Here is a 20,686-nt window from a genome sequence, read left to right as displayed (position 1 = left end):
TATTTTATTGATTTTTAATCAATTATGTTTTTTGTCGTGTACTAAATCATGAGATATAAATTTTTTATAGATAAAAATTTTATTTATGTTTCTTAAATATTCTTCTGACTTTTCTACTTTACTTTTGAGTATTTCTAATTCGAAACCCTCAGTAATTGTCTCTCTACTTGCACGTTCCATTTCAGCACTATTTTTTATTTCGTTTATTTCTTCAAGTGCATCTTCAAATACATCTTCATCATCTGAACCCCAAGGATCATTAATAGTTCTTTCAAAGACAACTCCCATTTCTCTATTGTTTTTTGCAGAATATTCATATAAATTCATTGAACCAATTAAAAGAAATTTTTCATTATACATACACTTCGCATGTACGGTAGGATGATGCATTAAATTAAGATTATCTAATGATAACAGCCTTATTCTTTCCGATTCACTTAATTGGTTTTCTCGATAAATTAAAATTGTTTCAACACCTCTTGAATTAGCATAGCAAAGTTTTAGATATATTTCTTCAGAGATTTGTAAATAAGGTGAAATAATGATTAACTCTCTTTCTGTTTCATCAATTATTTGACCCATATAATTGTTTAGACTTTCAGTATTTAAAAATAGGGGCATTTTATTAAATATAATAATTATAAAATTTACTCCTCTTCCGCCGTATGTGATTTGGCATAGGTCCGCCACTTTTCAATGCACTCCAGCATATCAGCAGGGAGTTCGGTGTCAAAACGCAAAAATTCTTTGGTTACAGGATGTTCAAAACCAAGCGTTTTGGCATGGAGTGCCTGTCTTGGCAGTACCTTAAAGCAATTTTCTATAAACTGTTTGTATTTGGTAAAGGTAGTGCCTTTCAGTATAATGTCGCCTCCGTAGCGTGCATCGTTAAAAAGCGTGTGCCCTATATATTTCATATGTACGCGTATTTGGTGCGTACGGCCGGTTTCAAGCCTGCATGATACGAGGGTAACATAACCAAATCGTTCCAGTACTTTATAATGCGTTACAGCGGGCTTACCCTCACTGCCATCAGGGTACACAGTGTTCTGCATCCTGTCTTTAGGATGGCGGCCTATATGGCCTTCAACGGTGCCCTCATCTTTCTCTACATTGCCCCAAACCAGTGCAATATATTCACGCTCCGATGTTTTATCCGAAAACTGCTGTGCCAGGTGGGCCATGGCATGGTCAGTCTTGGCAATAACCAGTAAACCGGACGTATCCTTATCAATGCGGTGTACCAGCCCCGGCCTGTCGCTGCTATTTATGGGCAGGTTCTCAAAATGGTAGGCCAGTGCATTAACCAGCGTGCCGCTGTAATTGCCGTGGCCGGGATGAACTACCATACCGGCAGGTTTATTAACCACCAGCAACTGTTCATCTTCATACACAATATCAAGGGGAATGTTCTCAGGTTCCAGCAGGTATTCATACGGCGGATGCTCCATCAGCACGCGCACCACATCATTAGCCTTTACTTTGTGATTGCTTTTTACAGGAACATCATTTACATAGATATTCCCTGCCTCGGCAGCTTTTTGTATCTTGTTGCGTGTGGCGTTCTCAACAAGGTTCATAAGGAACTTATCAACCCTTAGCGGCTGCTGCCCCTTCCCTGCTTCAAAACGATAATGCTCGTACAGCTCGTCTTCCGTATCCTGTTCTGCTATAACCTTACTCATTATTCTTCACCTGCAGCAGGTTCTCTATCATTATTTCCGCCGCTTACAGAGTCAAGCTCGCTCTGGTCAAAACCTTCTTTTCCATCACCAAGCACAAGGTCAATTTTTGATGCTTTCATTACCTTGTCGCCAGCTTTTAGTTTTTTTCCGTTCTGCCACATTTCAAGCACAACATCTTTGGCCAGGTAAGGCCTGTAGGTTTTCTTGCCTTCTTCCAGGCCAATATTTTGAAGTGTAGGCACGGCCTGGCGATAGGTTTTTTGTATAAGGTCGGGCAGCGTTACGGTTGAGTATGTACCCGCGTTCACTTTTATATATATCTTCCGGTCCTGCTTTACCCCTACGTTTGGCAGCGGATCCTGCTGTACAATACTGTAAGGCGGGAACTCCGGCCTGAAATCTACCGTATCAAGCACTACATACTCCAGGTCAAGCTCCTCAAGCTTTTCGCCTGCCTTTTCAACACTCATTTTAGCGAGGTTAGGCACAGGTATTTCCTGCCCGTGGTTAGTGGTGTAGCTAAGCCACTGTATCATTAAAAAGACGAAAACTACAATTATGCCTATGGCTATGGCAAGGTGCTTAAAAAAAACTCTGCTTGTCAGGAACTCTCTAACGCTCATCCTTATTTTGATTTCCGCAAAGATATAAATAATACCAAACTTTATAAGTTTAAGCAAATAATGATACATTTGTAAGTGCTTTTTAACACAACCGGTAAAGCACATAATATCACACTACATGAATACAGCAGTTGTAATGGGCGGATATTCAGAGGAATCCGTTATTTCTATAAGGAGCGGGCAGCTCATCCTTAACAACCTTGACAAGAACAGATACAACCCTTTTGAAGTACACATACTGCCCGAAGGCTGGCATGTACTGGCCGGTGGGCAGAAGTACCCTGTTAATAAAGGAGATTTTTCGTTTGAAACAGAGGGAAAGAAAATAACATTCGACGTAGTTATCAATACCATACACGGCACACCCGGTGAGGACGGCCACATGCAGGCCTATTGGGAGCTGCTGGAAATACCTTATACCGGATGCGGGTACTACCAGAGCGCTTTAACGTTCAATAAAAGGGATACGCTGTCTGTACTGTCGAAATTCAATATACCGAAAGCAAAATCTGTTTACCTTACAAAAGGCGAAACAATAAACAGGGAAAGTATAGCAGCAGAGCTGGGGCTGCCTTTTATGGTAAAGCCGAACCAGAGCGGCAGCAGCCTGGGCGTATCAAAAGTAAACAGTATGGAAGAGCTTGACAAAGCCCTTGATTTTGCTTTTACCGAAGATAAGGACATACTGCTGGAAGCCTACCTTAAAGGCACTGAAATATCGGTAGGGGTGCTAAACCTGAATGGAAAAATAACCGTGCTGGGCATAACGGAGATTGTGCCACATAATGATTTTTTTGATTACGAGGCCAAATACATGGGCAAGTCAGACGAGATAACCCCTGCGCGCCTTGATGCCGAAACAGATCAGCGGGTAAGGGAAATGGCAGCCAAAATTTATGAGGTACTGGGCATGAGTGGTTTCTCCCGTACGGATTTTATAATTATGGATGGCATACCTCATTTTATTGAAATGAATACTAATCCCGGGCTTTCGCCGCAAAGCATATTCCCACAGCAGGCACAGCATGCCGGCATACCTTTCAGCGATTTGCTGGATAGTGAGGTGCAACTGGCACTAAACAGGAAAGTGCTGTGGAAGAAATGATAATTTAATGTATCTTTGATGATTATGATAGATTATAAAGAATATATATCCATTGATGCTAACATACGATTTGGCCGACCTGTTATTACCGGGACAAGGATTTCGGTTTACGATATACTGAGCTGGTTTGCTAATGGCATGACAGCAAATGATATTATAAACGATTTTCCCGAATTGAATGAAAATCAAATTAAAGCTTGTCTTGCCTATGCAGCAGACAGAGAACATAAGATAAATATTGCTTCGTGAAATTACTGTTCGATCAAAATATTTCATTTAGGTTAATAAATAAGATTGTTCCTGTATTTCCTGAAGCAAAACAGGTAAAGCAGCTTGAAATTGAAAATTATCCTGATATTAAAATATGGGAGTTTGCCAAAGATAATCATTATACAATAGTAACTTTTGATGCTGACTTTCTGGATATAAGCAACCTAAAAGGACATCCCCCAAAGATAATTTGGTTACGGTTTGGCAATACAACCACTGATTTACTTGCACAATTAATTATTGCAAAACGTAGCATTATCGAAGAATTTATTTCTTCAAAACACTATGCTGAGTTTGCATGTCTTGAAATAAAATAATCATGAAGATTGCAGTATTTCCCGGTTCATTCGACCCCATCACATTAGGGCACTATGATATTATAAAGCGTGGCGTGGGCCTGTTTGACAAAATAATTGTTGCCATAGGCGTTAATGCCGAAAAGAAATACATGTTCCCGCTGGAAGAGCGAAGGAAATTTATTGAAGAAGCTTTTGCCAATGAGCCTAAAGTAGAGGTTGTTACCTACCAGGGGCTTACTATAGACCTTTGTAAAAAAGTAGGTGCCCAGTTCATACTCCGGGGCCTTCGCAACCCTGCCGATTTTGAGTTTGAAAAAGCCATTGCACATACCAACCGGGAGCTTTCGCAGATTGAAACGGTTTTCCTGCTTACAGCAGCCCGCACCTCCTACATAAGCAGCAGCATTGTGCGCGATGTACTGCGCAACGGCGGCGACTATACCATACTGGTACCTGATTCGGTAAGGGTAAAATAACGGCCATGAAAAAGGTAACCCTGCTCCTGTTCTTATCATTACCCCTATTCGCACAAAAAAAGATGTATACAACACCTTATGAAAAAGGCAACGGCAACCAGACAGCCACTTATGCCGAAACCATAGCATTTTTCAAACTGCTTGATAAGGATTTTGAAAGCATCAGTATGCTGGAAATGGATCCAACAGATAGCGGAATGCCGCTTCACATTGTGATCTTTAATCCTGAAAAGGTTTTTGATTTTGAAAAGATACATCAAAACAAAGCGGTACTGTTGCTAAATAACGGCATCCATCCCGGTGAACCTGACGGTATTGATGCTACGATGATGTTGTACCGCGACCTGGCTACCGGCATAGTAAAAGTGCCTGCCAATACCGTTATTGTCAACATACCCATTTACAACATAGGCGGGGCGCTTAACCGCAACTCCTACAGCCGGGCAAACCAGAACGGGCCCGAAAGCTATGGTTTCCGTGGCAATAGCAGGAACTATGACCTGAACAGGGACTTTTTAAAGAGCGACACCAAAAACGCCCGCAGCTTTGCCCGGATTTTCCACAAGGTACAGCCTGATGTATTTATTGATAACCACGTGAGCAACGGCGCTGATTACCAGTACACCTTTACCTATATAGCCACACACCACCAAAAGCTGGGTGATAAATTAGGTGCTTATTGGAAGGACGAGATGCTCCCGCAGATACTGGCCAACCTGAAAAAGAAGAAAATAGAGTCAGTACCCTATGTAAATATTCATGATGAAAAGCCTGATGGCGGTTTTGAGCAGTTTATGGATTATCCCCGCTACTCCACCGGCTACGCAGCTATGTTCAACGTTCCGGGTTCTATGCCCGAAACCCATATGCTTAAGGAATACAGCCAGCGCGTAAAGGTAACGTATGAGTACATGCTCTCATCAATAGAATATATTGACAAAAATCACAGCAGGATTAAACAGCTAAGGCAGGAAAACCTGCAGCAGTACAAACCGGGCCTCAAATACACCCTTCAGTGGGAACTTGACAAAACAAAAGTCACACAGCTGCCGTTTCTTGGTTATGAAGGCGGCTACAAACCAAGCAAGGTATCAGGCAAGCCCAGGCTTTATTATGACCGTAACAAGCCGTTCAGCAAAAATGTGACTTACTACCAGGAGTACAAGCCAACCCTTGAAGTTATAATACCAGAAGCTTACGTAATCCCGCAGCAGTGGTGGAACGCTATTGAGCTGCTTAAGCTGAACAATATTATAATGGAGCAGCTTCAGGAAGATAAGGTTCTTGAAGTGGAAAGTTACCGCATTGCCGACTATAAAACTTCAAAATTTCCCTATGAGGGACACTACCCGCACAACAGTACGCAGGTAGCGGCAAAGACACAAACAGTGCAGTTTCGTAAAGGGGATTATATTATCAGCACTAAACAGCCGGGAGTTAAATATTTACTGGAAACACTGGAGCCGCAGGCAGTGGACTCCTACTTTAACTGGAACTTTTTTGATGCCATATTACAGCAAAAAGAATATTTTTCGGCTTATGTGTTTGAAGATACGGCTGCAAAGCTTTTAAAAGAAGATGCCACCCTTAAAGCTGCTTTTGAAAAGAAAAAGCAGGAAGACAAAGGCTTTGCCGAAGATGGCGATGCACAGCTTGACTGGATATACCGCAATTCAGTTTACTATGAAAAAACACATATGGAATATCCTGTATACAGGAAACTTTAAAACTTTAAATTTTAAAAGCCTTATAATTTTATTTATCATAAAAAATCCCCTTAACTTCTTACTAAGGGGATTTTGTACTGTAAAGCAAATTATTGTTTTATTACCGATAGCGTTTTTACTTTGCCTCCGGCTGTTACTTTTACCAGATAGGTACCGGCGTTATAGTTCTGCATGTAAATGATACTGGTAGGATTGCCGCTTGGTGAATCCATTATAAGCCTGCCGTTCATGTCATAAACCTCAACCCTGTCTATCACCTGGGCGGCATTTATGGTAAGCATATCATTAACGGGATTAGGATAAAATTCAAAATCAGTAGCCCTATGGTCATTTGTACCCGCAACAGCCGTTACAGTAATCACACCCTGCATAGAACTATGAAATGTACACCTGTATGGATTAGTACCTTCCAGTGTAAACTGTTTTGAATAACTGTTGCCGATTCCTGTAAAGTTTGAACTGGCAAAAGTTTCAGTACTGCCTGTATTTGATGTAACATTGTGCGGATGTGGTGAAGTCCACATCCACATTACGGTATCACCAACTTCAATAGTCCTGCTAAACTGTGCAGCATTTTCACCAAGCCCCCAGTTCACATGATGTGTTGTTTGTGCCTGCATACACGTTGCAGCCAATAGTAAGCTAAAAAGTAATTGTTTTTTCATAATCAAGTTTTTTTAACATTTCTGTAAAGATAAAAAAAGTAATAAAAACTAATTATCAAAATCTTAAAAATATACTTTTAACTTATTGTTATACCACATGTTACCTTTTTTACAAGCAAAATGAAGACAATGTAAACCGGAGAAGTAGTGTCCAAATTGCAGAAAAAGAAAAAAGTGCAGGTGAAACACCCTCTGCATATTCCTTAATGCTGCTACAGGAATCCAGTCCTTTTAGTACGATACTTGTATCAAAGCCTAAACTATTATAAACAAAAAAAGCTCCCAAAAGGAGCTTCACAATATTATACAACCTATATTACAGGGCGTTCACATGCCTGGTAAGTTTTGACTTCAGGTTTGAAGCCTTGTTGGCATGGATGATATTTTTCTTGGCCAGTTTATCAATCATGGAGATAACAGCCGAAAGCTTAGCCGAAGCCTCACCCTTCTCAGTAGCCAGGCGTATAGCTTTTATCGCATTACGCGTGGTTTTGTGCTGGTACCTGTTTAATACCCTCTTCTTTTCGTTAGTCCTTATCCTTTTTAAAGCTGACTTGTGATTTGCCATTTTATTCTTCTTATTGTCTTAATAATCCTTTTGTAGTCCGTAGGGGAATCGAACCCCTGTTGCAAGAATGAAAATCTTGAGTCCTAACCCCTAGACGAACGGACCAGCGGTCGCGCTCATAGAAAACGCCTTGTCTTGTAGCCCGTAGGGGAATCGAACCCCTCTTGCAAGAATGAAAATCTTGAGTCCTAACCGATAGACGAACGGGCCATTTATTTCTTTAATGCGGATGCAAAAGTACAACTAATTTTCACTTTTGCAAATTCAAAAATAACTTTTTTTTATTTTTTTCCCCGCACGCCCCTCTCACCACCCGCCATGGTAAAATTTCTGTATCTGGAGCAGCATATTCAGGGCTATTCCGTAATGGTACGGACGCGCTGTCCGCTATATCTCCCCGCCGCCATAGGCGCGGCAGCGGGGAGGATGCCGCTGCCATCGTGGCTAAACTTCAACGCTGGTGATGTTTCAGCCAACTTTTTTAGGCAGCCGCCCCAATAATATGTGAACAGGCCAAAGAGGCTCAGTCCGGGATTAAGGCTGTTCCCGCAATGCCAGTATTAATAAGCCTTAGCAAACAATACCCTCCTGGCACTCGGCGCACCGGTAAGGACGCATCGGCCATCCTCTTCCATGCTGTCCAGCGCAATGCAGCGGATGGTGGCCTTAGTAAGCTCCTTTATTTTTTCTTCGGTCTCCGTAGTGCCATCCCAGTGTGCGGCAACAAACCCTCCTTTATTTTCAAGTACTTCCTTAAACTCATCAAAGGTATTTACAGGAGTAATATGCTCATCCCGGTAGGCAAGTGCCTTATCAAACAGGTTTGCCTGTATGTCTTTTAGGAGCCCCTCAACATAGCGTACTACCTCCGCATGGCTTACTGTCTGCTTGGTGAGGGTATCCCGGCGTGCTACTTCAAATGTACCGTTAGCCAGGTCATTTGGGCCAATAGCAATACGCACCGGAACACCTTTGAGTTCATATTCATTAAACTTCCATCCCGGTTTATGGGTCGTCCTGTCATCATATTTTACAGTAATGCCCAGCTTCCTTAACATTGCCATGAGCTCCTTAGCCTGTACCGATATGGCATCTAACTGTTCATCTCCTTTGTATATTGGCACAATAACCACCTGTATGGGCGCAAGGTTTGGTGGCAGTACCAGCCCGTTATCATCGCTGTGGGTCATTACCAGCGCACCCATAAGGCGTGTAGATACGCCCCACGAAGTTGCCCATACATACTCCTGCTTTCCTTCATTATTGGCAAATTTAACATCGAAAGCCCTGGCAAAATTCTGTCCCAAAAAGTGCGATGTGCCTGCCTGTAACGCCTTGCCATCCTGCATAAGCGCTTCAATACAGTAAGTTTCAACCGCACCCGCAAAACGTTCATTGGCAGTTTTAACCCCTTTTATTACAGGTATTGCCATAAAATGCTCTGCAAAGTCCGCATATACCTCCATCATCTGCTCGGCTTCGGCTATAGCCTCACGTTCTGTAGCATGGGCAGTATGGCCTTCCTGCCAAAGGAATTCAGCCGTACGCAGGAAAAGCCTTGTCCTCATTTCCCAGCGTACCACATTGGCCCACTGGTTTACGAGGATGGGCAGGTCCCGGTAGGACTGTATCCAGCCGCGGTAGGTATCCCATATAATGGTTTCGGAAGTAGGCCTTACAATAAGCTCTTCCTCAAGCTTTGCTTCAGGGTCCACTTCTATAGTTTTGCCGTCTTCTGTAGTTTTGAGCCTGTAATGAGTTACCACAGCACATTCTTTGGCAAAACCATCTACGTGGCTTGCCTCCTTACTAAAATAGGATTTAGGTATAAATAGTGGAAAATAAGCATTCTGGTGGCCGGTTTCTTTAAACATACGGTCGAGTTCAGCCTGCATTTTTTCCCATATGGCATAACCATAAGGTTTTATTACCATACATCCGCGAACTCCTGAATTTTCGGCAAGGTCGGCTTTCACCACAAGTTCGTTATACCATTTTGAATAATCTTCTGATCGCTTGGTTAAATTCTTACTCATTTTGATTAATTTGGCACAAATATTGTTTTCTTTATTTATTAAAGAAATATTTTTGGCAAAACTAACTATTTTAAACCAGTACAACAATAAAAAAAATGCAGAGATATGAAAACCCACTACTCCCCTTTTAAACAAATTTCCCTATTTTCAATGGTGGGAATTGTGAGCCTGGCCGCTGTTTCGTGTGGCTCTTACCAGAATACTTCAAGATATGATAATGATGGCATATACGGGTCGCTTCCCGCATCGGATAACAATGGCCAGTACACCTACAATGATGGTAACGTGGCACAATACAGGGATGGCGATGTTACCGGCCAGAACATGAACTATAAATCCTACTTCAGGTCGCTTCAGAATGAGTATCCCGCAACAGCGCTAACTGATGTGGACAATTATTCATCATACGATGCGGTAGACAGTAACAGTACAACAACAACAGCTGCCGGCAATTACAGCGCCAATAGCGGCTGGGGTGATAACAGTAATGATGTTACCGTAAATGTGTATGGCAATAACTGGGGCTGGGGATGGAATGACCCCTTCTGGGGTTGGGGCGGATGGTACGGCCCAGGATGGGGATGGAATATCGGCTGGGGATGGAACAACTGGGGATGGAACGGCGGATGGGGCTGGAACATCGGCTGGGGATGGAATAACTGGGGCTGGGGCTGGAACAACTGGGGATGGAACAACTGGTATTCTCCTGGCCATTACGTATATAATCCTCGTTATTATGGCACCAGGAACAATAGTTTTTACAGCGGCACCAGGGCAGGCTATTATAATACTAATCGTTACTCCGCCGGAAGGAATAGCTCAATATATAATAACGGTAACAGGGCAACAGTGACTAATGGCCGCAGGTTTACAAACGGCACTACTGTACGCTCAAGAGGTGATGTACAATACTCTGAAGGCAGCAGGGGCAGGAGCTTCAGTAATGGTTCAAGGAGTAACAGCTTTACACCTTCTACACGCAGCAACAATAGTTTTACACCGTCCAGGAGTTCTTCACCCTCAAGAAGCAGCGGAACTTTCAGTACTCCGTCTCGCAGTTCAGGAGGATTTGGTGGCTCACGCGGTGGTGGCGGATTTGGTGGCGGCTCCCGCGGTGGCGGTGGCGGGCGAAGGGGATAAATATATCTGCGCCCCATGTTTATATAAACAATTCTATAGACGATAGACGTGGGGCGTTTTTTATAATAAAATAAAAGCTGACTATGAAAAAATACATACTTTTTGCCCTGACAACATTAACCGGGGCTACATTACATGCGCAGACAGTTGCTGATGCCGTAAGGTATTCAAACGATAACATGAATGGTACAGCCCGTTTCAGGGGTATGAGCGGTGCTTTTGGCGCGCTTGGGGGCGATGTATCGGCTTTAATGGTTAACCCGGCAGGTTCGGCAGTTTTCAACTATAACTCCGGTACTGTTTCATTAACAAATTACAATATTAATAATAATGCAAAATATTATGGTACGGGCACCTCGAGGAATGATAATTCTTTTGAACTAAACCAGATTGGTGGCGTATGGGTATTTAATAACATTAATGACCAGGCAAAATGGAAAAAAATAACCCTGGGCCTCAATTATGAAAATACCAATAACTTAGATAACAGCATACGCAGCAGGGGAATAAGCCCGCAGGATAACCTTTCAGATTACTTCCTGGCATACGCTCAGGGAGTACCGCTTAACGTACTGGACAATGCGTTTTTTGACGAACTCAACTATGCCGACCAGCAGGCTTACCTGGGTTACAACGCATATATATTTAATCCCGTTAACGCTACAGACCCTGCGAATACATCATACATCGCCAGCCCTAATATAACCGGTAGTAATGGGTATTTTCAGGAACACAGTATTACTTCTAACGGCTTTAACGGCAAAATAGCACTTAATTTTGCTACCCAATACAGCAACTGGCTATACCTGGGTATGAACCTGAACCTGCATTTTATTGACCATACAACCTCTACAAGTTTTTTTGAAGAATACAACTCCCCCGCGGCTACAGGCCTCCAGTCAGTCCGTTTCAATAACGAACTATATACTTACGGGGGCGGATTCTCACTTAATGTCGGTGCAATTGCAAAAGTGACCGAAGCATTCAGGTTAGGGCTTTCTTATGAATCGCCTACGTGGTACAATCTTCAGGACGAGATTAGGCAGAGCATCGTTTCAGAATGCGTAAACTGTAATGGCCCGGGAAGCAGGATTTTTATTACCGATCCCGGCCTAACCTTTATTACAGAAGATTATAGCCTAAGGACACCTTCAAAATGGACAGGAAGCGCAGCATATGTATTTGGAAAGACAGGCTTATTAAGCATAGATGCTGCCCTTAAAGATTACAATACGGCAAAATTTACTTCAAATGGTTTTGGCAATGTCAACGCTGAAATTGACGACCAGCTCGATGTAGCTGCCGAAATTCGTGTAGGTGGTGAATTGCGGTACAAAAACGTTAGCTTAAGGGGAGGTTACCGCTTTGAGCAAAGCCCGTACAAAAACAGCAGAACTATTGGAGATTTGCACGGATTTTCAACGGGCCTGGGATTTGCTTTCGGCAACTCAAGGCTTGACCTGGCTTACTCCTACTTCAGGCGCACTACAGATGTAGACCCGTTAAATTCCTCGTTTTTTAACAGTAATGCCCGCGTAAGGGGCATCAACAATAATATTACCCTTTCTTATACAATAGACCTGTAATTCATGTCATCTTGCTATATAAAAACAAGCCTGTCCATATAATCTGGCAGGCTTGTTTACATATACATTTTTAAGTTGGCTTGTATGCAATAACAATAAAAACCGTACTTTTGCACTCCAATTTTAAATAAATGAGAACCAAATCATTAAAGAAAAATAAAATCAACGTTATAACCCTGGGGTGTTCCAAAAACGTGTATGACAGCGAAGTGCTCATGGGCCAGCTGCGCGCCAGCGGCAAAGATGTATCCCACGAAGCCCCCGCACACGAGGAGGGAAACATAATAGTAATAAATACATGTGGTTTTATTGATAATGCCAAGGAAGAGTCGGTTAACATGATACTGAATTATGTCGACAAGAAAGAACAGGGCCTTGTGGACAAAGTTTTTGTTACAGGCTGCCTTTCGGAAAGGTATAAGCCGGACCTGATGAAGGAGATACCGGATGTAGACCAGTATTTCGGCACTACAGAGCTGCCGCTGCTTTTAAAAGCGCTTGGCGCAGACTACAGGCATGAACTGCTGGGCGAAAGGCTTACTACTACCCCTAAGAATTATGCTTACCTTAAGATTGCTGAGGGGTGTGACAGGCCGTGCAGTTTTTGTGCTATACCTTTGATGAGGGGCAAACACGTTTCGCAGCCTATTGAAAAACTGGTTAAGGAAGCTGAAGGCCTGGCAAGGAACGGTGTAAAAGAGCTTATACTAATTGCCCAGGACCTAACCTACTACGGGCTCGACCTGTACAAAAAGCGTAACCTTGCCGAGCTGCTTGAAAACCTTGCAAAAGTAGAAGGTATTGAATGGATAAGGCTGCATTATGCTTTTCCTTCGGGCTTTCCAACGGACGTGCTTGAACTGATGAACCGCGAGCCGAAAATCTGCAATTATATTGATATCCCGCTACAGCACATATCCGACAAAATTTTGAAATCAATGCGCCGTGGCACTACACAGGAAAAAACCACAAACCTGCTGAGGAAGTTCCGTGAAACGGTTCCCGGTATTGCCATCCGTACTACACTGATAGTAGGCTATCCGGGTGAAACAGAAGAAGATTTCCAAACACTTAAAGACTGGGTCAAGGAAATGCGGTTTGAACGCCTTGGCTGCTTTACCTATTCGCATGAAGAAAACACTCATGCTTATTTATTGGAAGATAATGTGCCCGCTGAAGTAAAACAGCAGCGTGCCTATGAAATCATGGAGATACAGTCGCAAATATCATGGGAACTCAACCAGGAGAAAATAGGTAAAGTTTTTCGTTGCATCATCGACCGTAAAGAAGGAGCGCACTTTGTAGGGCGTACTGAATCTGACAGTCCTGACGTAGATAATGAAGTACTTATTGATGCTTCCCTGGCCTACCTGAAAACGGGTGAGTTTGTTACTATAAGGATTACCGATGCTACCGAGTTTGACCTTTATGGCGTACCGGCAGATATTGCCATCAATAATTAAATACAGGTTATGAAACTTAAGAATATTTTTATTTTAGCTCTCGTTCTTTTTTCCGTTTCCGCTTTTTCACAGGTTGACCGTAGCATAGACCGCCAGAGAAATGCGCCGCGTACTAAAAATAAAAAAGCGTACGAGAAAAAAGACCCCGTTGAGGTATATATGCAACAGCTTGACAAAAGGCTAAAACTCGATGATTTTCAAAAAGCGGCAATAGTACAAATCCTTCAGGAAAATAAAGAAAGTTTGATAGCTGTCAGCCACGAAGACAGCCCTATGGCTGTAAAGGAGGAAAAAATAAGGGAAATTACCGAAAAAATTGATACAAAAATTATTCCGCTGCTTTCGAAAGGTCAACTTGAGGAATACAATAAAATCATTAAAGAGCGGAAACTATAGCTACAGTAGCAACAGCCCCGCACTTTTTATTTTTCTTACCTGCTTACTGTCCCAGAATAATTCAAAATCCTCCAGGCCGGCATCATAATAAGCTTTTTTAATTTGCTGAAAAGTTACCGGCTTATATGAAATAACCATACTGTCAAATATTCTTACAAGCCACTCCCCCTGCTCCTTCGGTACCTGAATGGTAAAATTCCCTTTTTTATTATGAAACGCTAATTCTGCCATTTCAAAACTCTGCCCTTTTTTGTTTTTGGTACTATAACGTATTGAGGGCTTGTTACCCAGCCATACAATTTTAGCGGTAGGTTTTATATTGAAATTGTTCTCTTCCTGCAGGGCGTTATAAATAAAATCAGGATTTACTTTAGTACGCGGCACTTTAAAATCAAACCAGTCCTGCAGGTCATAATCAAAACAAATGCCGTGCATGTAGTTGAACAGCGACTTCTTCAGCCCGAAGCTGAACTTATCATGGTTAGCGCCCGTTTTATCGCTGAACATGATGTCGTTATTGGCGAAGATACCCACAATATCGCTATCTTTTACTACACCGAACTTTTCAGGCTCCAGGCGAACAGGGCTGTGCGCGGTCATGGCAAACTGGTGCCAGAATCCGCTTTGCAGTATCCCGGCCTCAAACATCTGGCGTACCATTTCAAGCGAGTCAATAGTCTCCTGCGCCGTTTGTGTAGGGAAGCCGTACATAAGGTACGCGTGCACCATGATGCCTGCCTCGGTAAAATTACGGGTTACACGAGCCACCTGTGCTACCGTAACGCCTTTTTGTATCAGTTCTAAAAGCCTGTCTGACGCCACTTCCAAACCTCCTGAAACGGCAATACATCCTGAAGCTTTCAGCAGCAGGCAAAGGTCCCGCGTGAAGCTTTTCTCAAAGCGGATGTTCGTCCACCAGGATACGGCCAGGTTACGGCGGAGTATCTCCAGGGCCACCTCGCGCATCAGGGCGGGCGGCGCAGCCTCATCTACAAAGTGGAAGCCGTTTTGCCCGGTTTGAACGATGAGCTCCTCCATACGGTCAACCAAAAGCCTGGCGGCCACAGGCTCATATACCTTTATGTAATCCAGTGAGATGTCGCAGAACGTACACTTGCCCCAGTAGCAGCCGTGCGCCATGGTGAGCTTGTTCCAGCGGCCATCGCTCCACATGCGGTGCATGGGGTTCACGATCTCTATGACTGAAATATACTGGTCGAGCAGTAAATCAGAATAATCGGGTGTGCCAACTTCCGACTGCTTGTAATCTTTGCAGCCGGAGTTGTCTATATACGCCACTTCGCCATTAACTAAAGTAAAAGTCCGCTTTAGCTGGCTTAGCTCCCTCTTTCCTTCTATGTGTTCAATGAGGCATTCTATTGGCGCTTCTCCGTCATCAAGTGTAATAAAATCAAAAAACTCCATTACCCGGGCATCGCTCAGCGACCGTAGCTCGGTATTCGGGAAACCTCCGCCCATGGCTGTTTTCACCTGCGGAAAGTGCTGCTTTATGAACTGAGCACACCGGAAAGCCGAATACAAATTCCCAGGGAATGGTACTGAAAAACACACCATCTGTGGGTTGATGTCCAGCATCTTCTCGTGCAGGAGGCCGAGGGAAATTCTATCGATATAGGTAAGGGGCTGTTGCAGCGTTTCGTACAGTTCATCAAACGTGTTGGCCGAACGTCCCAGCCTTTCGGCATAGCGGCTGAAGCCAAAGTGCGGGTCAATGCACTCCACTATTAGGTCACTTATATCTTCCAGGTACAGCGTAGCCAGGTGCTTGGCCTTGTCCTGCGTGCCCATGGTGCCAAACGCCCAGTCCAGCTCCTCCAGCTGTGCAAAACGTGAGGCTTCAGGCAGGAAATCTTCCTGGCAGATAAGGTGCGCCAGCGTGGGGTTCTTGCCCTGCAGGAACAGCATAACTGCGTCGATGGTTTTTAGGTAGTCGGCGCGGAGGGCGAGGATACGTTCGGCGTTTTGCGTTAAGTTGGCCTCAACCTGTTTGTGATTTGGAATTTGTGCTTTGGAATTTTCTATATAAGAAAACATATCCGTTAGCCCCTGCTTGGAGAACAGCTTTATAATAACTTCAATACCCAGGTCGGCCTGTGTGGCGGCAATGCCTTTGGTGTTGAGGAAACCTTTCAGGTAGGCCGTGGCCGGGTAGGGCGTGTTGAGCTGCGTAAAAGGCGGTGTTATTAAAAACGCTTTAGTATTCAAGGGGAATGAATTAAGGCTGCAAAGTTAGGGGATATTTTCGGGAAAGGGAAATTAGTATATTTGAGGCGAAAACTAAAGCATGAAATTGTATATCTGTTTATTACTTCTGGTATTGACCGGTACAACATTTTCTCAGGCAAGTGATATTGCTGATTTTGAAATTACATTTGATATGCTCACAGTTAGTGTAAAAGATTCCGACTTCTATTTCATGTCTCATAGAGTTGTGCGTTTCAAGAAATGTGCTTATACTTTTGAAACAATTAATAAAATAACTACGAGAGTAAGGCTAAAGGGAATCTATCAATACATAATCGTGCCTAAGGTTTTTTTTAGCTAATATATGTATTGTCTAATGATTATTGTTTACCCTTTTGGACAAAGGCAAAAAAAGTTATATAACTAAAATTCTAAAACTTTATATTAAATAATGCGATCTTTAATTATTTTTTTTGCTATACTAATGCTGGCAGGCTGTTCTTCTTCTAGAAAAATCTTTATCGGGGAAAATGTATTACCTGAAATAATGAATGATTATAAAGACTCTGTTAATACAAAAAAATTTGGGATTAGTGCTCTTTTACAGCAAAATGGGGTAACAAGCACCTACTCTATTGGGTTTGCCGGAGACTCTATTTTAATGACCCCTGAAAAAATCTTCAACATTGGTAGCCTGACTAAAACATTTACTGCTGTGCTAATTATGCAGGAAGTAGAAAAAGGCAACTTAAAACTTAGTGATACTATAGGGACTTTTTTCCCAATACATAAGAATAAAAATGTAGATGGCACCATAACAATAGAACAACTTTTAAGGCATGAAAGTGGTCTTGCCGAAGTAGTTATAGATACATTAATAAATAATGCAGTACGTAATCCTTTTAATGAATATAACAATATCAATCTTTTTTATAAAATACCTGCACCAAAAAACCGGCCCGGAGAAAAGTACGGATACTGCAATACAAATTATATTCTCCTTGGATATATTTTAGAAATTGGTAATGATAGGCCTTATCAGGATTTGCTTCAGGAAAGGATTTTTAATCCGGCAAATATGAAAAACAGTTATGCCTACTATTCAAAATCATTGGTAAATACCGCGCATCCTATGTTTAGGGGTAAAGACCTTAATGAGGAGGTTTATTTTTACTATTATAAAAATTATGCTTTTTCAGCTGGCGGGATATCATCTACGCTTTATGACTTGGAATCTTTTTTTAACAATTTATTTAATAAAAATACTTTTTTAAAAAAAGAAACTTTGAATATGATGATGGTGACAAATAGTGAATATGGACTTGGAATTGAAAAGTATGACCTAAAATTAAATAGCAACAAAAGAGCTATACTGTATGGACATAGCGGAGATAATTTCTCCTACAAAATAAGAAATTTCTATAATCCATTGACCGGAAACCTTATTATCGTTTTTTCAAATCATTTTGACGATCCTTACACTGGTAAAATTATTTATAAAATAGTAAAGACTATTGAGTAATCTTACCATCTTTATCTTATAGTTTTTCTTAATTTTACAGGAAATTTTTTCTACAAATGCCATCAGACTGTATCAGCTACCAGAGTTCAGGATATTTCACGCCACTAATTGTTGACTACCTAAACCAGAAAGATACACTGAAGCCGCTGTACAACCGCTTCCCCACCCTGCCCAACTTTAAGGCACAAATTGAAGAAAAGCACCGCCGCTACAACCATACCTACCGCAGTATACTGGCCGAAACACTGGAAAAGCAGTACGCAGGCATTGATGCTTCGGTGCTTACCAAACAAAACATTGCCGCCCTTTGGGAGGATACTACCTATACTGTTACCACGGGCCACCAGCTGAACCTGTTTACCGGTCCGCTTTATTTTTTGTACAAAATAGTTTCAGCCATTAACCTGGCAAAGCAGCTAAAGGCGGAATACCCGGGCTATAACTTTGTACCGGTGTACTGGATGGCGACCGAAGACCACGATTTTGAGGAGATAAACTACTTTAACTTCCGCAACAAGAAGATAAAATGGCCGCGTGAAAGCTCAGGCCCCGTGGGGCGATTATCTACTGAGGGCCTTGATGCCGTGCTGGAAGTTTTCAGCAAAGAACTGGGGCCCGGCAATAATGCCCGGTGGCTAAAAGACTTATTTGAAAATGCTTACCTGAAACATATCACCCTGGCCGATGCCACCCGCTACCTAGCCAATGAACTGTTTGGAGATCATGGACTTGTAATTATTGATGCCGATGCGCCAAAACTTAAAAAGCTTTTCGCGCCACACGTAAAGGAGGAGCTGCTGCACCAAACGTCGCACCACAAGGTAGCCGAAACAGCCGAACTACTGAAGGATTATAACATACAGGTAAACCCGCGGGAGATAAACCTGTTTTACATTGAAGATAACCTTAGGGAGCGCATCATACTGCGGGACGGCGTGTACTACATAAACAACACCGAACTGACATTTAGCGAAAGTAAAATACTGCAACTGCTGGAAGAACATCCCGAAAGGTTTAGCCCAAACGTTATCACACGACCGCTATACCAAGAAGTGATATTGCCCAACCTGTGCTACATAGGCGGCGGGGGTGAGCTGGCCTACTGGCTGGAACTCAAGTCGTCCTTTGAGGCATCACAAGTGCCGTTCCCCATGCTGTTGCTGCGCAATTCTGTGCTGCTTGCCACACAGAAACAGGCTGATAAGTTGGACAAGCTGGGGCTGACGTGGACCGATATGTTCAGCAGACAGCACGAGCTCCTGAATAAAAAAGTGCAGTTGTTCTCGGAATTCCAACTGAATTTCAGCGAGCAGAAGCAGTACCTGCAAGAACAGTTTGCCAAACTTAATGCAATAGCGGCCAAAACCGATGCCTCGTTTACCGGCGCCGTAAAAGCACAGCAAGTAAAACAAATTAAAGGGCTTGAGAACCTGGAGAAACGCCTGCTGAAGGCCGAAAAGCGTAAGCATGCAGAACAACTGGAGCGCATTACAGCCCTGCAAAATGAATTATTCCCCGCACAAAGCTTACAGGAACGTAAAGCCAATTTTGCAGAATTTTACCTGGAGCATGACGGGAAGCTGCTGGACGAACTGTTGAGGAGCCTAAAGCCGCTGGAGCAGGAATTTAATGTAATAATTCTTTAATTTTCACGAATTGATTACAGATTTATTAATTGTNTTTCGTCAACCCTTTTTTATTTAACAAATAAGTTTAAACCACTTCAACAAAAAAAATTAAATAAACAAAGTTAATTTTCATTAATTATTCTTATTAAGATGTTATCAAAATTATTATATATTGAANATACTTTTTTTCTACTTTTAAACTGTACTATTTTTGGGGGAGCTTACAGGTACGCTTTACAATCCATCTAATGCAAAAATACAGTTAGTAAACCTCGACCCTATCCGTTCATCTTTATAAACTGTAATAACAGAACTAAACAATAAGAAACCAATTTATAAAAATGCAGTTTCAGCCCGTGAAGTTGCTATTGCACCACTTGGAAAACTAATGACAAAATCATTAAATTATGCAAAATCATTAGATATTTCAATCACTGATAAAGAAAACATAGCCAATCAAGCTAAAAAAATACGAGGCGACCAAAAACCTAAATCAGTAAACCCTGAAACCACAGAAACAGACGGTATTTCAACTTCTCAAATGAGTTATGACAGCCGTATTGCTAATTTAGACGCTTATATAACTCAATTAGCTTCACATCCAGAATATGCACCCAACGAAACAGAAATACAAATTGCAAGTTTACAAACCTTACATTCTAGCTTGGTTACATTAAGTCAAGCAGTTAATTCAGCGGGTAATGCCTTAATTACTGCAAGAGCAAACAGAAACAATATTTTATACAACAATGAAGTTAATGTAATACAATTAATTAAAGATATTAAAGCCTATTTAAAATCTTTAGGAGATGCAGGTAAACCATATTACAACGCAATCGTAAAACTACAATTCAAAGAAACAAAATAAAAAATAGATAAAACAAAAGGGCTACCGCCCTTTTGTTTTATTCTTTCTGTTTTTAATAATAAGCCATAGTAAAATACTAATAATCAATCATAAATTTATAATAACGCAAAGTAAAACAACAATAACGAATAGCAAAAACCAAACAACAAACTTACAATTCCTATTATTAAACCTGCAAATTATAATAACACATAGTAAATTAATAAATACGAACCTGCAATTCCTATAAACGTATCCGCAAATTCTAATATTGAACCTGCAAAACATAATAATGAANCTTTAGCACACAACTTAAGAAAAAAAATTACAGCTTAAAGGCAATTTTAAACTCATTTTAAAATAGTAAACTTTTGATGAAAGTTTAATCAAATAAAAAACCGTCTCAAAATTTAAGTATTGAGACGGCTTCTTTATTTATATTAAA

Annotated in this window: 20 protein-coding genes and 2 tRNA genes; 13 read left to right on the top strand and 9 right to left on the bottom strand. The window is 41.8% G+C overall.

What is annotated here, in order from left to right:
• Positions 1-18: 18 nt before the first annotated feature.
• The 3 genes from CHU92_RS15185 to CHU92_RS15175 all read right to left on the bottom strand — a co-directional run bounded on the left by CHU92_RS15185 (position 19) and on the right by CHU92_RS15175 (position 2,377).
• Positions 19-582: a phospholipase D-like domain-containing protein gene (locus CHU92_RS15185; protein WP_165764681.1), complete on the bottom strand. Its 564-nt coding sequence runs from the start codon at positions 580-582 to the stop codon at positions 19-21.
• Positions 583-647: 65 nt separating this feature from the next.
• Positions 648-1,685, bottom strand: a complete 1,038-nt coding sequence (locus CHU92_RS15180) for an RluA family pseudouridine synthase (RefSeq protein WP_094417071.1) — start codon at positions 1,683-1,685, stop codon at positions 648-650.
• On the bottom strand, positions 1,685-2,377 hold the full coding sequence (locus CHU92_RS15175; protein WP_317044707.1) for a PASTA domain-containing protein: 693 nt from the start codon (positions 2,375-2,377) through the stop codon (positions 1,685-1,687). The genes CHU92_RS15180 and CHU92_RS15175 overlap by 1 nt, the downstream gene beginning before the upstream one ends.
• Positions 2,378-2,426: 49 nt before the next feature.
• Between CHU92_RS15175 and CHU92_RS15170 the strand changes: the two genes are divergently transcribed.
• The 5 genes from CHU92_RS15170 to CHU92_RS15150 are packed head-to-tail and all read left to right on the top strand — an operon-like array spanning position 2,427 to position 6,185.
• Complete coding sequence (locus CHU92_RS15170; RefSeq protein WP_094417069.1) at positions 2,427-3,413, top strand: D-alanine--D-alanine ligase; 987 nt, start codon at positions 2,427-2,429, stop codon at positions 3,411-3,413.
• Positions 3,414-3,431: 18 nt separating this feature from the next.
• On the top strand, positions 3,432-3,662 hold the full coding sequence (locus CHU92_RS15165) for a DUF433 domain-containing protein (protein WP_243389622.1): 231 nt from the start codon (positions 3,432-3,434) through the stop codon (positions 3,660-3,662).
• Positions 3,659-4,000, top strand: coding sequence for a DUF5615 family PIN-like protein (locus tag CHU92_RS15160; RefSeq protein ID WP_094417065.1), 342 nt, complete (start codon positions 3,659-3,661; stop codon positions 3,998-4,000). The genes CHU92_RS15165 and CHU92_RS15160 overlap by 4 nt, the downstream gene beginning before the upstream one ends.
• Positions 4,001-4,002: 2 nt before the next feature.
• Positions 4,003-4,458 carry a pantetheine-phosphate adenylyltransferase gene (coaD, locus tag CHU92_RS15155; RefSeq protein ID WP_094417063.1) on the top strand — a complete coding sequence of 152 codons (456 nt, stop codon included), beginning with the start codon at positions 4,003-4,005 and terminating at the stop codon, positions 4,456-4,458.
• 5 nt (positions 4,459-4,463) lie between these two features.
• On the top strand, positions 4,464-6,185 hold the full coding sequence (locus CHU92_RS15150; protein ID WP_094417061.1) for a M14 family metallopeptidase: 1,722 nt from the start codon (positions 4,464-4,466) through the stop codon (positions 6,183-6,185).
• Positions 6,186-6,274: 89 nt separating this feature from the next.
• Here the strand turns inward: CHU92_RS15150 and CHU92_RS15145 are convergent, their stop codons facing one another.
• The 4 genes from CHU92_RS15145 to CHU92_RS15130 form a co-directional block, all read right to left on the bottom strand.
• A complete protein-coding gene (locus tag CHU92_RS15145) occupies positions 6,275-6,850 on the bottom strand; it encodes a T9SS type A sorting domain-containing protein (protein WP_094417059.1) in 576 nt (191 codons plus the stop codon).
• Positions 6,851-7,166: 316 nt separating this feature from the next.
• Positions 7,167-7,418: a 30S ribosomal protein S20 gene (gene rpsT, locus CHU92_RS15140; RefSeq protein ID WP_094417057.1), complete on the bottom strand. Its 252-nt coding sequence runs from the start codon at positions 7,416-7,418 to the stop codon at positions 7,167-7,169.
• 33 nt (positions 7,419-7,451) lie between these two features.
• Positions 7,452-7,523, bottom strand: a tRNA-Glu gene (locus tag CHU92_RS15135).
• 33 nt (positions 7,524-7,556) lie between these two features.
• Positions 7,557-7,628 (bottom strand) — tRNA-Glu (locus tag CHU92_RS15130).
• Between the two features lie 108 nt (positions 7,629-7,736).
• Here CHU92_RS15130 and CHU92_RS15125 point away from each other — a divergent pair.
• Positions 7,737-7,919, top strand: a complete 183-nt coding sequence (locus CHU92_RS15125; RefSeq protein ID WP_094417055.1) for a hypothetical protein — start codon at positions 7,737-7,739, stop codon at positions 7,917-7,919.
• A 59-nt stretch (positions 7,920-7,978) separates the two neighbouring features.
• Here CHU92_RS15125 and proS read toward each other — a convergent pair whose 3' ends face one another.
• Positions 7,979-9,454 carry a proline--tRNA ligase gene (gene proS / locus CHU92_RS15120; RefSeq protein WP_094417083.1) on the bottom strand — a complete coding sequence of 492 codons (1,476 nt, stop codon included), beginning with the start codon at positions 9,452-9,454 and terminating at the stop codon, positions 7,979-7,981.
• A 105-nt stretch (positions 9,455-9,559) separates the two neighbouring features.
• On the opposite strand from proS, the gene CHU92_RS15115 reads away from it, so the two are divergent.
• The 4 genes from CHU92_RS15115 (at position 9,560) to CHU92_RS15100 (ending at position 14,039) form a co-directional block, all read left to right on the top strand.
• The gene (locus tag CHU92_RS15115) at positions 9,560-10,594 is read left to right on the top strand and encodes a hypothetical protein (protein WP_129583109.1); all 1,035 of its coding nucleotides are present in this window, start codon (positions 9,560-9,562) and stop codon (positions 10,592-10,594) included.
• Positions 10,595-10,677: 83 nt separating this feature from the next.
• Entirely contained in the window at positions 10,678-12,180 is a 1,503-nt protein-coding gene (locus CHU92_RS15110) for an OmpP1/FadL family transporter (RefSeq protein ID WP_094417051.1), read from the top strand.
• A gap of 131 nt (positions 12,181-12,311) precedes the next feature.
• Positions 12,312-13,643, top strand: a complete 1,332-nt coding sequence (gene rimO, locus CHU92_RS15105; protein WP_094417049.1) for a 30S ribosomal protein S12 methylthiotransferase RimO — start codon at positions 12,312-12,314, stop codon at positions 13,641-13,643.
• 9 nt (positions 13,644-13,652) lie between these two features.
• Positions 13,653-14,039, top strand: coding sequence for a hypothetical protein (locus tag CHU92_RS15100; RefSeq protein ID WP_094417047.1), 387 nt, complete (start codon positions 13,653-13,655; stop codon positions 14,037-14,039).
• On the opposite strand, the gene CHU92_RS15095 is transcribed toward CHU92_RS15100, so the two are convergent.
• Positions 14,040-16,265 (bottom strand): B12-binding domain-containing radical SAM protein, encoded by a 2,226-nt coding sequence (locus CHU92_RS15095; RefSeq protein ID WP_094417045.1) that lies wholly within the window; start codon positions 16,263-16,265, stop codon positions 14,040-14,042. It abuts the gene before it with no gap.
• 430 nt (positions 16,266-16,695) lie between these two features.
• Between CHU92_RS15095 and CHU92_RS15085 the strand changes: the two genes are divergently transcribed.
• From CHU92_RS15085 to CHU92_RS15075, 3 genes are all read left to right on the top strand, one after another.
• Positions 16,696-17,766, top strand: coding sequence for a serine hydrolase domain-containing protein (locus CHU92_RS15085; RefSeq protein ID WP_094417041.1), 1,071 nt, complete (start codon positions 16,696-16,698; stop codon positions 17,764-17,766).
• 56 nt (positions 17,767-17,822) lie between these two features.
• Positions 17,823-19,412: a bacillithiol biosynthesis cysteine-adding enzyme BshC gene (gene bshC, locus CHU92_RS15080; RefSeq protein ID WP_094417039.1), complete on the top strand. Its 1,590-nt coding sequence runs from the start codon at positions 17,823-17,825 to the stop codon at positions 19,410-19,412.
• Positions 19,413-19,782: 370 nt separating this feature from the next.
• On the top strand, positions 19,783-20,262 hold the full coding sequence (locus CHU92_RS15075) for a hypothetical protein (RefSeq protein WP_094417037.1): 480 nt from the start codon (positions 19,783-19,785) through the stop codon (positions 20,260-20,262).
• Positions 20,263-20,686 lie beyond the last annotated feature (424 nt).

Origin of the sequence: Flavobacterium cyanobacteriorum, assembly GCF_002251835.1 — a bacterium.
Classification (GTDB): Bacteria; Bacteroidota; Bacteroidia; order Flavobacteriales; family Flavobacteriaceae; genus Flavobacterium; species Flavobacterium cyanobacteriorum.
This window is presented reverse-complemented; position numbering and strand designations above follow the sequence as displayed.

Coding starts and splice junctions, on each gene's coding strand:
- CHU92_RS15185 (WP_165764681.1), bottom strand. CDS start 582: ATGGGTCAAATAATTGATGAAACAGAAAGAGAGTTAATCATTATTTCA.
- CHU92_RS15180 (WP_094417071.1), bottom strand. CDS start 1,685: ATGAGTAAGGTTATAGCAGAACAGGATACGGAAGACGAGCTGTACGAG.
- CHU92_RS15175 (WP_317044707.1), bottom strand. CDS start 2,377: ATGTATCATTATTTGCTTAAACTTATAAAGTTTGGTATTATTTATATC.
- CHU92_RS15170 (WP_094417069.1), top strand. CDS start 2,427: ATGAATACAGCAGTTGTAATGGGCGGATATTCAGAGGAATCCGTTATT.
- CHU92_RS15165 (WP_243389622.1), top strand. CDS start 3,432: ATGATTATGATAGATTATAAAGAATATATATCCATTGATGCTAACATA.
- coaD (WP_094417063.1), top strand. CDS start 4,003: ATGAAGATTGCAGTATTTCCCGGTTCATTCGACCCCATCACATTAGGG.
- CHU92_RS15150 (WP_094417061.1), top strand. CDS start 4,464: ATGAAAAAGGTAACCCTGCTCCTGTTCTTATCATTACCCCTATTCGCA.
- CHU92_RS15145 (WP_094417059.1), bottom strand. CDS start 6,850: ATGAAAAAACAATTACTTTTTAGCTTACTATTGGCTGCAACGTGTATG.
- rpsT (WP_094417057.1), bottom strand. CDS start 7,418: ATGGCAAATCACAAGTCAGCTTTAAAAAGGATAAGGACTAACGAAAAG.
- CHU92_RS15125 (WP_094417055.1), top strand. CDS start 7,737: ATGGTAAAATTTCTGTATCTGGAGCAGCATATTCAGGGCTATTCCGTA.
- proS (WP_094417083.1), bottom strand. CDS start 9,454: ATGAGTAAGAATTTAACCAAGCGATCAGAAGATTATTCAAAATGGTAT.
- CHU92_RS15115 (WP_129583109.1), top strand. CDS start 9,560: ATGAAAACCCACTACTCCCCTTTTAAACAAATTTCCCTATTTTCAATG.
- CHU92_RS15110 (WP_094417051.1), top strand. CDS start 10,678: ATGAAAAAATACATACTTTTTGCCCTGACAACATTAACCGGGGCTACA.
- rimO (WP_094417049.1), top strand. CDS start 12,312: ATGAGAACCAAATCATTAAAGAAAAATAAAATCAACGTTATAACCCTG.
- CHU92_RS15100 (WP_094417047.1), top strand. CDS start 13,653: ATGAAACTTAAGAATATTTTTATTTTAGCTCTCGTTCTTTTTTCCGTT.
- CHU92_RS15085 (WP_094417041.1), top strand. CDS start 16,696: ATGCGATCTTTAATTATTTTTTTTGCTATACTAATGCTGGCAGGCTGT.
- bshC (WP_094417039.1), top strand. CDS start 17,823: ATGCCATCAGACTGTATCAGCTACCAGAGTTCAGGATATTTCACGCCA.
- CHU92_RS15075 (WP_094417037.1), top strand. CDS start 19,783: ATGACAAAATCATTAAATTATGCAAAATCATTAGATATTTCAATCACT.